The following is a 15,459-nucleotide window of genomic DNA, read 5'->3' as shown; positions in this document are numbered from 1 at the left end:
AGACCTGCTCTGAGTTCCAGAACTACCTTGGACACCTGAGCAAGCAGGGACTGTTAGCTCAGCAAAAAGCCGGCACAAGTACCTTGGCCAAATACTTGGTTTCCGTAATGGATGTAGCGTTCTTCGTGTATTCAGGATCACCCTCTGTATCTCACAGCATGAAGCTTTCCCAGATCATAGTTGGGAGCATTCGGGAACTTGAACTAGCTGGACTGTCGCATTTGGAACTGAGTTCCTATAAGGACAAGATTCGACGTGAACTTCTGGCTCAGCTTATGGCCATTCGAGATGAGCGAAGCTTTGGTCTTCATACACTAAATTTGCTCGATTGCCTCGTTCATATGGGAGCCCACCTCACAAGTGAAGCACTTGATGGACTTCTGGAAAAGAGACAGATAGGCGATGGAGATTTGGACGCCTTTGCCTTACTGACTTTGATTCGTAGTTGCGGAAGTAGAAGCGAAGCAGCTGTTTTTCGGACTCGATGCTTGAGGCGGGTTGAGAGTCTAGTCAAGCAAGGGAAGACCCAACCTGATTACGAGACTCAGCGCGCAATACTATTGCTCAGTATTCCTGCTAGTCCCGACCTGACTAATAAAGAGGTGGTTAGGGCAACTGGGCTGACAGCTGATGAGGTGAAAGCAATGAGAAGTTCCAGATCTGCTTCGTTGTTCGCCTGGGATAGTGACAAGCACTATCATGAACGTCTCCTGCTCAAGGCTTCGCGGATGGTATATTGAGTCCGCTGCCATGGGGCAAATTATGGTAACTGGATTTCTGGTAACCCACACACTGGCGCTCAAGGGCGGGCCTCATCGAACCCTGACAAACCCGAGTCTAAGGACTCGGGTTTGTCGCTTAATCTCAATCTGAAGATGCATATTTCCTGACAGGCACGGCTTTGCTCGGGGGTGTGCGTTGAACGATGCGGTACACCGTGCTGCGTGCGACGCCGAAGAGCTCGGCGATCTCGGCGCTGGTGTGCTTGCCGCCGTGGTGGAGGGCCACGAGGTGCTTTTCCTGGGCGGGGGAGAGCTTGGGCTGCTTGCCTCGCAGCCGGCCCTTGGCCTTGGCTATCTGCATGCCCTCGCGGGTTCTTGCACGGATGAGGTCGGATTCGAATTCGGCGACCATCGCCAGGACATTGAACAACAGCCGGCCGACCGGGTCGGTGGGATCATGGACGTTCCCGCCCAGGCTCAGCTTGATGTTCCTTTTGGTGAGGTCTTCGACAATGTCCCGGGCATCGGGCAGGGAGCGGGCGAGGCGGTCGAGCTTGGTGACCACCAGGGTGTCCCCGGCCCGGCACGCGGCCAGGGCCTGCTGGAGTCCGGGACGTTCGCGGTTCCGTCCGGTCAGCCCGTGGTCCACGTAGACCAGATCGTCCGGGACGCCGAGTGCCTGGAGCCCTGCTTGTTGGGAGGCGAGGTCTTGTTGGTTGGTGGAGACGCGGGCGTACCCGACCAGATGCGGCGACATGGCTCTAGTGTAGCGTTTGGGTTACCTTCACCGGGCATTAGTGCGGGCGGGGTATCCGCGAATATTCAGACTGTCTAAATCCTTGAATTTTCAACGTTTTGGAATTTCGGATTTTTGGGGCTTGGGTGTCGCGGTGGGGGATCCTTCACTGAAACACACTTCAAAATCGGCGCGACCATCGTGGCCTATTTTCGGTCATTGCGTGGCTAGCGGTCGGACTAGAGGCGACACAACGGACGAACTCCGGTCGCGCATTGTGCAGCGGAAGCTACGATGATCCACTGTGCGGTTCGCTCGACGGCGAAAAGGCGAATGATCGCTACCTTTGATGTGCGTTCGATTGCCGTGAGATACCGACCAACTGTGAGTTCGCGCCCTCACTGCGCCGAAACCATTAACCCGGTAGGCTGGTATACGTATGGTTAGCAATTTCGCATGACCAGCACAGAAACAAGACGAAATATCCGCGCACTTCGCGCACTTGACCCACCGGAAGACATTCGCGGTCCTCGGTAGTGGCTTTCGCTCTTCCATGAGAAGAGCGCGAGTCTCGATCGAAGACCAGATTGCACCGATGTGTGGCCTGTTCGCAGTGTGCTGCGGATATTGATCGAAAGGACACGCCCCATGGAGGGTCCCGAAATTCAATTCGCAGAGGCCGTGATCGACAATGGTCGATACGGCAAGCGAGTTATCCGCTTCGAAACCGGCCGTCTGGCCCAGCAGGCCGCAGGTGCGGCCATGGTGTACATCGACGAAGAGACCGCACTGCTCTCGGCCACCACGGCCGGCAAGCACCCGCGCGAGGGCTTCGACTTCTTCCCGCTGACCGTGGACGTCGAGGAGCGCATGTACGCTGCCGGCCGCATCCCGGGCAGCTTCTTCCGCCGCGAAGGTCGCCCGTCGACCGAAGCCATCCTGGCTTGCCGCCTGATGGACCGTCCGCTGCGCCCGGCCTTCGTCAAGGGCCTGCGCAACGAGGTCCAGATCGTGGTCACCGTTCTGGCGATCAACCCGGATGAGCTCTACGACGTGGTGGCCATCAACGCCTCCTCGATGTCGACCCAGCTCTCGGGCCTGCCGTTCTCCGGCCCGATCGGCGGCGTTCGCGTTGCACTGGTTGACGACGGAAAAGGTGCCCAGTGGGTTGCCTTCCCGAAGCACAGCCAGCTGGAAAACGCCGTGTTCAACATGGTTGTTGCCGGCCGCATCGCCGGCGACGACGTCGCCATCATGATGGTCGAGGCCGAGGCCACCGACAACTCCTGGAACCTCATCAAGGAACAGGGCGCCACCGCCCCGACCGAAGAGGTCGTTGCCCAGGGCCTTGAGGCCGCAAAGCCGTTCATCAAGGCACTGTGCGAGGCACAGGCAGATTTGGCAGCCCGCGCCGCCAAGCCGACCGTCGAGTTCCCGGTCTTCCGCGACTTCGAGGACGACGCCTACGCAGCCGTCGAGGCCAAGGCCACCGCCAAGCTCACCGAGATCTACCAGATCGCCGGCAAGCAGGAGCGCGACAACGCTTCCTCCGCCTTCAAGGACGAGGTCGTTGCCGAGCTCACCGCCGAGGGAACCGCCTTCGAGACCCGCGCAGGCGAGATCTCCAAGGCCTTCGGTGCGGTCACCAAGCAGGTCGTGCGCCAGCGCATCCTGACCGACCAGATCCGCATGGACGGCCGCGGCCTGTCCGACATCCGCAAGCTCACCGCCGAGGTCGAGGTTCTTCCCCGCGTCCACGGTTCGGCGATCTTCGAGCGTGGCGAAACCCAGATCATGGGCGTCACCACCTTGAACATGCTCAAGATGGAACAGCAGATCGACTCGTTGTCGCCGGTAACGCGCAAGCGCTACATGCACAACTACAACTTCCCGCCGTACTCCACCGGTGAGACCGGCCGCGTGGGTTCGCCCAAGCGCCGCGAAATCGGCCACGGTGCCCTGGCAGAACGCGCCATCATGCCGGTGCTGCCGTCGCGTGAAGAATTCCCGTACGCCATCCGCCAGGTCTCCGAGGCATTGAGCTCCAACGGCTCTACCTCGATGGGCTCGGTCTGCGCATCGACCCTGTCGCTGCTGAACGCCGGTGTGCCGCTGCGCGCAGCCGTCGCCGGCATCGCCATGGGCCTGGTGTCCGACGAAGTTGACGGTCAGACCCGCTACGCGGCCCTGACCGACATCCTCGGTGCCGAAGACGCCATGGGCGACATGGACTTCAAGGTTGCAGGTACCTCCGAGTTCATCACCGCCATCCAGCTTGACACCAAGCTCGACGGCATCCCGGCATCGGTCCTGGCAGCTGCGCTGACCCAGGCCCGCGAAGCCCGTCTGCACATCCTCAATGTCCTGAACCAGGCCATTGACACCCCAGACGAGCTCTCCACCTACGCTCCGCGGATCATCTCCGTGAAGATCCCCGTAGACAAGATCGGCGAGGTCATCGGCCCGAAGGGCAAGATGATCAACCAGATCCAGGAGGATACCGGAGCGGATATCTCCATCGAGGACGACGGAACCGTCCTCATCGGCGCCACCAACGGGGAAGCTGCGGACGCAGCACGCTCCGCGATCAACGCCATTGCCAACCCTCAGGTTCCTGAGATTGGCGAGCGCTACCTCGGCACCGTCGTGAAGCTGACCACCTTCGGTGCGTTCGTTTCGCTGACCCCGGGCAAGGACGGCCTGCTGCACATCTCCGAGCTGCGCAAGCTCGCCGGTGGCAAGCGCGTTGACGACGTCGAGGACGTTGTCTCCGTGGGCCAGAAGCTGCAGGTCGAGATCACCAAGGTCGACGATCGTGGAAAGCTTTCGCTTGCCCCGGTTGTAGCCGAGGAAGACCTCGTCGAAGCCGAGTAATCCTAGGTTTCTAGGCTGAAAAATCCCGGTCCACCTATTGGTGGGCCGGGATTTTTCCATGTCCGCCCGAAACCCGGGATCAGCGGCGGGCCTGCCATCCGTGGCGGCCGCGGCCCGGGGACTGTCCCGTGGTTCCGTGCCGTGGGGGCGTGCATGGTGAGAGTCCGCTCATGAACTGGCAATGAATGGTATGCCCTGTGGAAGAATGGGTTAATGCCTTTCGTGCGCCACTGCGCGCGAATAACCCAATGCTCCGCACGCAGCCTGCGCGGACAGTAAGGATGTTTTCTGTGGTCATGATTCCCCTGCCGCTCACCGGCTTCGGAATGTCTCCCGCTCCCGCGGGGGAGCGCGGCGTCTCCGACGCCACGGCCCCGATCGAGGCGGGGGACGCCACCATCATCCACGGCGAGGCCGGTGGAGCCCTGGTGCGCCGCTCGGTGTTGCCCGGTGGCGTGCGCGTGCTGACCGAGGCCATGCCCGGCCAGCGTTCGGCCACCATTGGTTTCTGGGTGGCCGTCGGATCCCGCGACGAGCAGGAAGGCCAGCACGGCTCCACCCATTTCCTGGAGCACCTGCTGTTCAAGGGCACCAAGCGCCGCACGGCCCTGGAAATCGCCTCGGCCTTTGACGAGGTCGGCGGCGAGTCCAACGCCGCCACCGCAAAGGAAAGCACCTGCTACTTCGCCCGCGTGCTGGACTCCGACCTGCCCATGGCCATCGACGTCATCGCCGACATGGTCACCTCCGCCGTGATCGATCCCAATGAACTCGAGCAGGAACGCGACGTGATCCTCGAGGAGATCGCTATGGACGCGGATGACCCGGGGGACGTGGCGCACGAGCGCTTCGTCGAGGCCGTCATGGGCCACCACTCCCTGGGCCGTCCCATCGGCGGTACGCCCGAGGCCATCACCGGCATCGGCCGCGACGCCGTCTGGGAGCACTACCGGCGCTTCTACACCCCCGAGGAACTGGTCATCACCGCCGCCGGCTCCCTGGACCACGATGAGGTCTGCGACCTGGTCCTCAAGGCCCTGCGCACCGCGGGCTGGGAACTTGAGGAGGGTGCCTCGCCGGTGCCGCGCCGCGACACCACACCGGTGGAGATCACCGGCTCCCAGCGCATCGACGTGATCCGCCGCCCCGTCGAGCAGGTCAACATCATCATGGGCTGCCCGGGCATCGTCGCAACGGACGAGCGCCGCCACGTGATGAGCGTGCTCAACGCGATCCTCGGCGGCGGCATGTCCTCGCGCCTGTTCCAGGAGATCCGCGAGAAGCGCGGGCTGGTGTACTCCACCTACTCCTTCTCCGCCGCGTACTCCGACGCCGGCTACTTCGGCATGTACGCCGGGTGCGCCCCGGCCAAGACCGAGCGCGTCATCAAGCTGCTCGGCGAAGAGCTGGACAAGCTGGCAGCCGACGGCATCACCGACGAGGAGCTGCGCAAGGCCGTGGGCCAGCTCTCCGGCGGCATGGTGCTGGCACTGGAGGACCCGGGATCGCGCATGTCGCGCCTGGGCCGCGCCGAGCTGGTCACCGGCGTCTTCCACGACATCGACGAGTCGCTGGAGCGCGTCAAGGCGGTCACCCCGGAACAGGTGCGCGAACTTGCGGCGCTGCTGGCGTCGCGTCCGCGCACCATCACCGTGGTGGGCCCGTTTGATAAGCCTTCGGACTTCGGAATGTAGGCCTTCCGGCCTCTGGTCAAAAGGACCGTTTTTGCTTCTTTGGAAGAAAAAACGGTCCTTTTCTCAATTTCCAGGAACTTTCGGTGTTTTTCCAGAATTCCTAGAATGAAAGATTCTGACCATGGCTTCGTGGTCTGATTCAGGAAGTGGCTCCTTGGGCATCATGGATGCTGTTGTCGCCGATCATCGCGAACAAGACATGCCATGACAGCGCGGATGTTTGAGGGCAAGGCCGCCAACGTTTGCTCGAGTCTCAATCCCGCAAAGGGCCCGCAAAAGGAACAGGTTTGTCAAAGATTGTGGTCCGGCTGATGAGATAGGTTTAAATGTGATTGCCGCGGCTAAAACAGGCCATTTACTGTTACCTACAAGTAATCCCTAGTAGACTGCAAGTTATCCCAGAGCCTTCCAAGGAGCACATCATGCTGAACCCACTCGACCTCGGCGCGACCTCGTCCCCGCAGGTAGGAAATCCACTGGAGCTGGAGCCGCCGAAACCAATAGTTGAGGTTGTGGTTCACGCTCCGGAGAAGGTCGGCGGCATGATCCTGGTGGATGCCGATGCACAGCAGAAGCACGCCGAGAATGCCAAAACTTTTCTTGATGACCTGCTGGCCACACCGCTCCAGAGCCCGGAGTTTCAGACCAAGTTAGCGCAGTTGACGCGGCTGGGCGAGGGAACGATGCAGCAGGCAAGCTCCGCATCCAACCGCATGTTGAAGAGGCCGGCAGCCGCCCTCGCAGCCACCGGCGCGGACCCTGCATCGCGTACCGGCAACACCCTTGCGGAACTGCGACAGATCGTCACCGAGCTAGACCCCAAGCGCCATGATTTGACTGGCGCGAAGCGCATTCTGCGTTTCCTTCCCGGAGGCAACGCTATCCAGCGATACTTCATGAGGTACGAGTCAGCACAAGAACAACTTGACGCCATCACCAAGGCACTCAAGGGTGGGCAGGACGATCTCCGTCAGGACAACGCCGCCATCCAGACCGAACGCGATGCTCTCTGGGCAGCGATGGGGCAGTTGGCGAACTACGCCGTGCTCGCGAGCCACCTTGGAAACGGTTTGGAGCAGAGGATCGTAGAGCTGCGCAATACGGGCAAAGCGGACGATGCCACAACACTTGAAGCAGACGCCCTCTTCTACGTCCGCCAGCGCCACCAAGACCTATTGACCCAGATGGCGGTATCCATCCAAGGGTACTTAGCTCTTGATGTGGTCAAGAAGAACAACTCCGAGCTGATCAAGGGTGTGGATCGGGCGCTGGACACAACTCTTGCGGCGCTTCGAGTAGCGGTGATAGTTGCGCAGGCCCTGGCTCAGCAAAAGATCGTGCTGGCGCAAATCGATGCCCTCAATTCCACTACCTCGGACTTGATCGTCTCGACCTCCGAACTCCTTCGCTCCCAGGGCACAGCCATTCATAAAACTTCTGCCCAAGCCTCGATCGACTCCACCAAGCTGCAAGAAGCGTTCGATAATGTTTTCCAAGCCATGGACGAGATCGATAGGTTCAAGGCCGGAGCTGCACAGTCGATGAAACAGACAGTGCAGGTCCTTGAAGGCCAAGTAGGACGCGCGCGAACTCAGCTGGAGCGTAGTCACGCCTCTGACGCAGCCACTACGCACACACGGGGGGCATAGTGATGTCGCGCTTCACGCGAGGGAACATTCTCAAAGTGGTTCTTGCCTTCGTATTTTGGCTTTTCGCCGCTTTCTACTTGCTCATCATTGGCATGGGTGCCAAAAACAAAAAGGTCATGCTTGAAGGTGGGCTCTACGCTGTCCTCTTCATTGTTGCTTTTTCTCTCCCCAATGGCAGCGGCGCTATGATCGGTCTCGGATCCATGGTCTTGTCAGCCGTGCGGTCCTACATGCTTCGCGATCTCTGGCTCCCTAAGAGAGTTCGGAAACTGCGCAGTGGCGAGGCGGTCCAGATACCAGCGCCAGCCCCAGCGCCGCCGATACAGTTCTACCAGCCGTCCCAGGCAGCGACTCCGGTTGCTGGAGCTTCGGACGAACTGTCGCCCGCTCTGACATGGGTGAGCGCGCAGGCTAAGCAGAACAAGCACCGTCTTCCCGCTGATACGTACGTAACCATTCTGGAAACGTGCCAGATGCTTGACTCGGTCATCGACGCGGAAACCCGGCAGCCCTCTGGCGATGCGCGCTTTGAGTATGAACTCGAAGCCATGGTGCGGGAGTACCTACCAAATGTTCTTCAGGGATTCCTGGCCGTACCGCCGAGCATGGTGGACAACCGGCAACCAAACGGGCGAACACCCAATGAGGAATTGGTTGAGCAACTTAGCCTCCTTATGGGACAGGCCGAGACGTTGCACTCCACCCGGCACAACCAAACTTCGGCGGATTTGACCAGTACGGGCAACTTCCTCAGGGAGCGGTTCGGGCACCACCAACCAGGTGGCTTCGACTTCGGGATCAAGTAAAACACGGACCGAAACCGCCGGTGTTTCGCTGCGAGAACGCCGTGCCAGGTGTCTTTGATTACTTGCGGCGCTGCTGGCGTCCCGCCCGCGCACCATCACCGTGGTGGGCCCCTTCGATTCACCGGCCGACTTCGGAATGTAGCCCACGCGGCACCTTGCCTTCAAGGACCGCCCTTTTCCCGATTCGGGACGAGGGCGGTCCTTTTTCGTGCACCGGGAGACAATCTGGACCGCTTATCGCTCATTTGCCACCGTTCGTCTTGGTTCACCCGGATGTAACGTGCATATGGTCACCATGCGTGCAACGTGACGTAGGATAAGTGCTTTGTGACAGTAGTCACGCTCGCACTTTCACGACTCGCACGAGAAGATATGGGACCCGTACTTATGGACGACCTCGCAACTCTCCTCGGTGACATCAGTAGCGTCATCTGGGGACCCTTCCTGCTGATCCCGCTGCTGCTGGGCACCGGGCTGTACCTGACCTTCCGCCTCGGCGGACTTCAATTCCTCAAGCTGGGCGCGGCGCTGCGCCTGGGGCTGCTCAAGCGCAAGGATGCCGGCTCGGAGGGGGACATCTCCCAGTTCCAGGCATTGACCACCGCACTTGCAGCCACCGTCGGCACCGGCAACATCGTCGGCGTGGCAACCGCCATCGGCATCGGCGGCCCCGGCGCGCTGTTCTGGATGTGGGTCACCGGCCTCTTGGGCATGGCCTCGAAGTACTCGGAGGCCTACCTGGGTGTCCGCTTCCGCGGCACCGATGCCGCCGGGGAGAAGTCCGGCGGACCGCAGTACTACCTGGAGCGCGGCATCCGCGGCCCCCTGGGCAAGTTCCTTGCGCTCTTCTTCGCCATTGCCGCGACCATTGCATGCTTCGGCATCGGCAACATGACCCAGGGCAACTCGATCTCGGCCAACCTGGAGAACTCCTTCAACGTCCCGACCTGGACCACCGGCCTGGTGCTGACCATCATGGCCATGGTCGTTCTCGTGGGCGGCATCAAGTCCATCGGCAAGGTCACCGCCGGCTTCGTGCCGATCATGATCGTCTTCTACGTCGCCGCTGCCATCTACATCCTGATCGCCAACGTGGGCCAGATCCCCGCGGCCCTCGGCCAGATCTTCACCGAGGCCTTCACCGGCACCTCCGCGGTCGGCGGCTTCGCCGGCTCGGCCATCATCATTGCCGTGCAGTTCGGCGTGGCCCGCGGCATCTTCTCCAACGAATCGGGCATGGGCTCGGCAGCCATCGCGGCCGCCGCGGCGCAGACCACCCACCCGGTCCGCCAGGGCCTGGTCTCCATGACCCAGACCTTCATCGACACCATCATCGTTGTCACCTGCACCGGCCTGGTCATCATCACCACCGGCGCCTGGAACTATGTCGACCCGGAAACCGGGAAGCAGATCTCCGCATCGCTGATGACCGGACACGCCTTCACCTTCGGGCTGCCGGGGGAGTGGGGGCACTGGATCGTGACCATTGGCCTGGTCATGTTCGCCTTCTCCACCATCCTGGGCTGGTCCTACTATGGTGAGCGCAACATCGAGCGTCTCCTCGGACGCAAGGCCGTCATGCCGTTCCGCGTGATCTTCTCGCTCGTCGTGTACGTGGGCTGCACCACCCAGCTGACCGCCGTGTGGAACTTCTCCGACATGATGAACGGCCTGATGGCCATCCCGAACCTGATCGGCCTGCTGATCCTCTCGGGCATGATTGCCCGCGAGACCCGCTGGTACCTCAAGCACGACCCGAAGCTCGAGGCCACCAAGGACGAGATCGAGGCCTTCATGAAGGAACGTCCGGGATGGGCGGACTGGAAGGCCGGGGACGTCCTGGGCTCCAGCCGCATGTCCAGCTCGGAACGTGACGCCGTGGGTGACCGCTCCTAGCGCCATCCTTTCCGCAACCGCGGACACCACGGGCGATCCCCGCCACCAAGGCCCTCACGGGCGACGGTGGCGGGGATCGCCTTTTGGGTTTAGGCGAAAGATATAGCCTGACTAATTGACGCCCGGAGGGCTGTATGGGCGAAAGTTCCTTGGTTTTGGGGAAATTGGCGGCTCAAACCCATGGATTACCCAGTATTGCGCGATGTATCTTTAAGTATCGTTCGTACATCGTTAGCGATAGAGGAGAGCATCATGCACCACTCAAATCCAACGGGCGGATTCTCCGCCAACAACCTCGACGGCGTGTGGCAGGCCGTCGAGGAGCTGCGTTCACGCTTCGAAAAGCGCGCGGGCACCCGCGCCGGACGCGGCGAGGTGCGCTCGGCGGTCCTTGCCCTGCTCGCCGAGCGGCCCATGCACGGCTATCAAATCATCCGGGAGATCGAGGAGCGCAGCGGCGGGGCCTGGAAGCCCAGCGCCGGCTCCGTCTACCCCACGTTGCAGCTGCTGGCTGACGAGGGGTCCGTCAACGCCGAGGAATCCAATGGCCGCAAGATCTACTCGCTGACCGAGGCCGGCCGCGAGGAGGTTGCCGACTCGAAGCTCTCGGTGCCGTGGGAGCCCGCCGGGGGAACGTCGGGATCCGGCGGCGGCTCGCTGCCCAAGGCCGGGGTCGAACTCGCCCAGGCCGCCGCCCAGGTCGGCCGCACCGGCACCCCGGAGCAGGTCCAGGAGGCCGTGGCGGTGCTCGAGGAAGCACGCCGCAAGCTGTACTCGATCCTCGCCCAGGGCTAGGGGGTGGCCTCCGGTCCCCGGGACCGCGCGGACGTGATGGCGGGAGCGGGCAACACCCGCGTCCGCTACCGGCGCATCCTGCGCTTCGCCGCCTGGAACCTGGCCGTGACGTGGTTCTTCGAATTGCTCCTGCCCCGACTCGGGCTGGCCCGGGTTGCCGAGCGCACGCGTCCCCGGCGCATGCGGCGCTTCGCGCAGCGCTTCCATGTGCTCGCGGTGGAGTTGGGCGGCCTGATGATCAAGGTCGGCCAGTTCATGTCCTCGCGCCTGGACGTGCTGCCGCCGGAAATCACCGCCGAGCTCGAGGGACTGCAAGACGAGGTGCCGCCCGTCCCGTTCCCCGCCATCCGCGCGCTGGCCGAGGCCGAGCTGGGCACGACGCTGGAAACGATATTCTCCGCGGTCGAGCCGGTTCCGATCGCCGCCGCCTCGCTGGGGCAGGTGCACCGGGCGCGGCTGACGCCCGAGGACGCCGCGGCGGCCGGGTTCGACACCGTGGTGGTGAAGGTGCAGCGGCCGGGCATCGACGGGATCGTCGCCACCGACCTGGCGGCGCTGCGCAAGGTGGCCGGCTGGCTCAGCCACGTGCGCGTGGTGTCCAAGCGCGCCGACGCCCCGGCACTGGTCGAGGAGTTTGCCGCCACCAGCCTGCAGGAAATCGACTACCTCAACGAGGCGGCCAACGCCGAGCGCTTCGGCGCAGACTTCGAAGACGACCACCGCGTGGCGGTGCCCGGGGTCGTGTGGGAGCGCTGCACCCGCCGCGTACTCACCCTGGACGATGTCACCGCCATCAAGGTCACCGACCTGTCCGGGTTGCGCGCCGTGGGCATCGACCCGGGCGAGGTGGCCCCGGTGTTCGCCGCGGTGATGTTCGAGCAGCTGTTCACCAGCGGCTTCTTCCATGCCGACCCGCATCCCGGCAACATCTTCGTCACCCCGGCCACCGACCCCCAGGGCCCGCACCCCTGGAAGCTGACCTTCATCGACTTCGGCATGATGGGCGAGGTCCCGCCCAACACCCGCAGCGGGCTGCGCAAACTGCTGATCTCCGCCGCCGGGCGAGACGGGAAGGGACTTGTCGCCGCAATCGGGGAGCTGGGCGTGCTGGTGTCAACGGCCGACACCGCCGAGCTGGAGCGCGCGCTGACGCAGCTCTTCGCCAGGTTCGGCGGCATGGGATTTGCCGAGCTGCGCGAGGTTGACCCGAGGGAGTTCCGCGAGTTCGCCGAGGAGTTCGGACACGTCATCCGCTCGCTGCCGTTCCAGGTGCCGGAAAACTTCCTGCTGGTCATCCGCGCGATGTCGCTGACCTCCGGGGTGTGCAGCTCGCTGGACCCGGCATTCAACCTCTGGGACTCGGTCGAGCCCTACGCCGCGCAGCTGCTGCGGGAGCAGCGCGGCAACATCGTCCAGGACGTGGCCGGGCAGCTGCTGGAGGCCGCGACGCTGGGCCTGGGCCTGCCGCGACGGATCGACGCGCTAGTCGCCGGACTGCAGGACGGGTCGCTCGCGGTGGCAAACCCGAAGCTGGAACGCCGGCTGGCGCGCGTCGAGGCCACCGGGACGCGGACCGCCTCGGCCCTGGTGTTCGGTGCCCTGCTGCTCGCCGGCGCGGTGCTGCGCGGGGACGATGCGGTGCTCGGCACCGCGCTGATGTGGCTTTCGGCGCTGCCGCTGCTGCACGGGCTGTGGGCCGGGCGCCGCGGCCGCTGAGCCAGAGCGCTATCCGCCGGCGAAGGGCGGCAGCACGTCCAGTTCATCGCCCGGGTGCAAGGCACGGGAGCGGTCCTGTTCGCTCACGCCGTTGACCAGGAAGCTGCAGCGCCCCAGCACCGTGGCCAGCGAGGTGGTGCGGCGCAGCAGCGGTCCGTCAGGGACCGGGGCCGCGGCGGGGGCGCTGGCCGCCAGGTGCTCGAGCACGCTGCCCAGGGTGGCTCCGGGCAGCTGGAGCAGGTCGAGGCTTTCCTCGGTCTTGCCCGCGGCCTGGGCCGCGGCGGCGAAGTATCGAATGCGCATTATCCTCCGATGGCGCTCATGGAGCGGTCCGATTGTACAAAGTCCTTGGAGCCCAGCCCGGTGTGGTCCATGCCGTGGGCCCGGGGCTTGCCCCACATCGCTGCCCGCCAGCGCTCGGCAATGGCCCGATCGTCCGAGCCGTCGCGCAGCAGCGCGGAAAGGTCGGTTTCCTCCCGGGAGAACAGGCAGCTCATGACCTTGCCCTCGGCGGTGATACGGGTGCGCTTGCAGTCTGCGCAGAACGGCTCGGAGACCGAGGCGATGATGCCCACCGCGCCCAGGATGGTGTCGGGGTCCTCGGGGGTGGAGACCAGGAAGCGTTCGGCCGGTGCGCCGTCGCGCGGCTTGGTGTCCGGGGACAGGCGGAAGCGGGTCTCCAGGTAGGCGCGCAGATCCGCGGCGGTGACCATGTTGTCCTTGCGCCACACGTGGTCCGCATCCAGCGGCATTTGCTCGATGAAGCGCAGCTCCAGGCCGCGCTCCAGCGCCCAGGCCAAAAGCTCGGGGGCCTGCTCGTCGTTGATCCCGCGCATCAAGACGGCATTGATCTTCACCGGGGCCAGGTTTGCGGCCAGGGCCGCGTCGATGCCGGCGAACACCGAGTCGATGTGGTCGCGGCGGGTGAGCTTGGCGAAGGTCTCGGCGTGCAGCGTGTCAAGGGAAACGTTGATGCGGGTCAGCCCGGCCTCGGCGAGCGCCGCTGCCTTCTTGGCCAGCCCCACCCCGTTGGTGGTCAGCGAGACCGGCAGCTGGGGGTGCTCGGCGCGCACCGCGGCGATGATCTGGGCCAGGTCCACGCGCACCAGCGGTTCGCCGCCGGTGAGGCGCAGCTCGCGCACGCCCAAATCGCGCACGCCGATGCGCACGATCCGGGTGATTTCCTCCAGCGTGAGCAGCTTGGACTTGGGCAGCCAGGCCAGCCCGTCGGCGGGCATGCAGTAGGTGCAGCGCAGGTTGCACTTGTCGATCAGGGAAATGCGCAGGTCGGTGGCCTGTCGGCCGAACTTGTCGCTGAGTCCGGGGGCGTCTGCGGGTGCCGGTGTGAGGATGGTGGGCATGGGCAGGCTGACGGTGCTGCGCGGTGTTTCTGTGTTCGTCGCCATATATCGAGGGTAGTCCACCGGGCTGGACATTGCCTGCTCCGTGGCGCCGCCTTCGCGGACAGCACACCGCCGGCCGGGGCCGCATGCCGGGCGCTGCTACGCGACGAGTCCGCTTCCGCGGAAACGGCCACCGATCCGGCGACATGCACTTGCGTCAAGCGGGCTTTACATGTCAAGCTAGTTTTACACGTCAAGCACGCTTTACATGAGGAGTGTTCATGAGTACAGGTATCGAAACCGACACACGCACACGCTGGGGTCGTATCCGTTTCGCCGGCCGCCGCCTTCCCGCCATGGCCTTCGCCATTCCGACCGGGCTCCTGCTTGCCTCCGGTGTCGGTGCCCTGACCCTCTGGACGGGAGTGGCCGAGGGCGAGCAGGCGATATACATGGCCGGAGTGTTCGCGCTCGTCATGTCCTGGGGGTTCGTGGGCCTGGTCTGGGCGGTCGTTGTCGACAGGAAGAGCTTGCGCGGGGCCATCGACAAGCCGGACGATTCGATCGAATCGACCTGGATGGATACCGCCACGGCCGGCGCCTTCCGCGACACCATCATGCTGACCGGCCTGGGTCTGGGGATCCTGTCCATCACGGGGTACGAGCTGGATGCAGTCTGGGCGCTCACCGGCGTCATCGTACTCGGGTTCTTCAGCACCTGGGTGCGGTACCTCATGGCCAAGAAGCGGGGCTGAGCGTGAAGAACTCCCTGCACGAACGCCGGCAGGAGCATGGCTGGTCCCAGCAGCGCCTTGCCGACGAACTCGGCGTTTCCCGCCAGACGGTCATCTCCATCGAACGCGGCCGGTTCGACCCGTCATTGCCGCTGGCCTTCCGTTTGGCCGCGGTCTTTGGGTGCAGGATTGACGATCTCTTCGACCCCCAAGGGGAAACCACGCAGTCCAGCTGAGGCTTGGTGCCTGGCTACATGCGACTGCCGGCCATCGGTCCGGCGATGCAAGCCGTACAACGGAGAGACAAGCCGGGGTATGGACATGATCCCCTGCGCGATGAAGCGGAACACCATGGAAATCCGATTCAGCGTCTAGTCTCGCTCGAATGGCTTGTGAAATGCCCGGGATGCTTCACTCATCTCGGGTATTTTCGATTCAATGGGATTCTGATTGGTTCAAGCTGTTTCGGATAGCTATTGCTCGGAGCCTAGGTC

General features: G+C 63.5%; 13 protein-coding genes. 10 read left to right on the top strand and 3 right to left on the bottom strand.

Annotated elements, in window-relative coordinates:
• A partial coding sequence (locus KRR55_RS19995; protein WP_217391069.1) for a hypothetical protein occupies nucleotides 1–740 on the top strand: 740 nt, incomplete at its 5' end.
• 124 nt (nucleotides 741–864) lie between these two features.
• Here KRR55_RS19995 and KRR55_RS19990 read toward each other — a convergent pair.
• Nucleotides 865–1,479 carry a recombinase family protein gene (locus KRR55_RS19990; RefSeq protein ID WP_217391068.1) on the bottom strand — a complete coding sequence of 205 codons (615 nt, stop codon included), beginning with the start codon at nucleotides 1,477–1,479 and terminating at the stop codon, nucleotides 865–867.
• Nucleotides 1,480–2,106: 627 nt separating this feature from the next.
• On the opposite strand from KRR55_RS19990, the gene KRR55_RS19985 reads away from it, so the two are divergent.
• From KRR55_RS19985 to KRR55_RS19955, 7 genes are all read left to right on the top strand, one after another.
• Nucleotides 2,107–4,332 carry a polyribonucleotide nucleotidyltransferase gene (locus KRR55_RS19985; RefSeq protein WP_217391067.1) on the top strand — a complete coding sequence of 742 codons (2,226 nt, stop codon included), beginning with the start codon at nucleotides 2,107–2,109 and terminating at the stop codon, nucleotides 4,330–4,332.
• Nucleotides 4,333–4,622: 290 nt separating this feature from the next.
• Nucleotides 4,623–6,026 (top strand): M16 family metallopeptidase, encoded by a 1,404-nt coding sequence (locus KRR55_RS19980; protein WP_336245176.1) that lies wholly within the window; start codon nucleotides 4,623–4,625, stop codon nucleotides 6,024–6,026.
• 422 nt (nucleotides 6,027–6,448) lie between these two features.
• Complete coding sequence (locus KRR55_RS19975) at nucleotides 6,449–7,675, top strand: toxic anion resistance protein (protein WP_217391066.1); 1,227 nt, start codon at nucleotides 6,449–6,451, stop codon at nucleotides 7,673–7,675.
• A 2-nt stretch (nucleotides 7,676–7,677) separates the two neighbouring features.
• The gene (locus tag KRR55_RS19970) at nucleotides 7,678–8,481 is read left to right on the top strand and encodes a hypothetical protein (protein WP_217391065.1); all 804 of its coding nucleotides are present in this window, start codon (nucleotides 7,678–7,680) and stop codon (nucleotides 8,479–8,481) included.
• 387 nt (nucleotides 8,482–8,868) lie between these two features.
• Complete coding sequence (locus KRR55_RS19965; protein WP_217391072.1) at nucleotides 8,869–10,377, top strand: alanine/glycine:cation symporter family protein; 1,509 nt, start codon at nucleotides 8,869–8,871, stop codon at nucleotides 10,375–10,377.
• Between the two features lie 252 nt (nucleotides 10,378–10,629).
• Nucleotides 10,630–11,172 (top strand): PadR family transcriptional regulator, encoded by a 543-nt coding sequence (locus KRR55_RS19960; protein ID WP_217391064.1) that lies wholly within the window; start codon nucleotides 10,630–10,632, stop codon nucleotides 11,170–11,172.
• Between the two features lie 3 nt (nucleotides 11,173–11,175).
• Nucleotides 11,176–12,888: an ABC1 kinase family protein gene (locus KRR55_RS19955; protein ID WP_418888855.1), complete on the top strand. Its 1,713-nt coding sequence runs from the start codon at nucleotides 11,176–11,178 to the stop codon at nucleotides 12,886–12,888.
• 9 nt (nucleotides 12,889–12,897) lie between these two features.
• Here KRR55_RS19955 and KRR55_RS19950 read toward each other — a convergent pair whose 3' ends face one another.
• Entirely contained in the window at nucleotides 12,898–13,191 is a 294-nt protein-coding gene (locus KRR55_RS19950; RefSeq protein ID WP_217391063.1) for a MoaD/ThiS family protein, read from the bottom strand.
• Nucleotides 13,191–14,249, bottom strand: a complete 1,059-nt coding sequence (gene moaA, locus KRR55_RS19945; RefSeq protein WP_217391070.1) for a GTP 3',8-cyclase MoaA — start codon at nucleotides 14,247–14,249, stop codon at nucleotides 13,191–13,193. The genes KRR55_RS19950 and moaA overlap by 1 nt, the downstream gene beginning before the upstream one ends.
• Before the next feature lie 263 nt (nucleotides 14,250–14,512).
• On the opposite strand from moaA, the gene KRR55_RS19940 reads away from it, so the two are divergent.
• Together KRR55_RS19940 and KRR55_RS19935 are read left to right on the top strand one after the other, a co-directional pair.
• The gene (locus tag KRR55_RS19940; protein ID WP_217391062.1) at nucleotides 14,513–14,986 is read left to right on the top strand and encodes a hypothetical protein; all 474 of its coding nucleotides are present in this window, start codon (nucleotides 14,513–14,515) and stop codon (nucleotides 14,984–14,986) included.
• Between the two features lie 2 nt (nucleotides 14,987–14,988).
• A complete protein-coding gene (locus tag KRR55_RS19935; RefSeq protein WP_217391061.1) occupies nucleotides 14,989–15,201 on the top strand; it encodes a helix-turn-helix transcriptional regulator in 213 nt (70 codons plus the stop codon).
• The last annotated feature ends 258 nt before the right edge of the window (nucleotides 15,202–15,459 follow it).

This window comes from Paeniglutamicibacter quisquiliarum (assembly GCF_019084045.1).
GTDB lineage: Bacteria > Actinomycetota > Actinomycetes > Actinomycetales > Micrococcaceae > Paeniglutamicibacter > Paeniglutamicibacter quisquiliarum.
The sequence above is the reverse complement of the archived record's forward strand: the minus strand, read 5'-3'. Positions and strand labels throughout refer to the sequence as shown.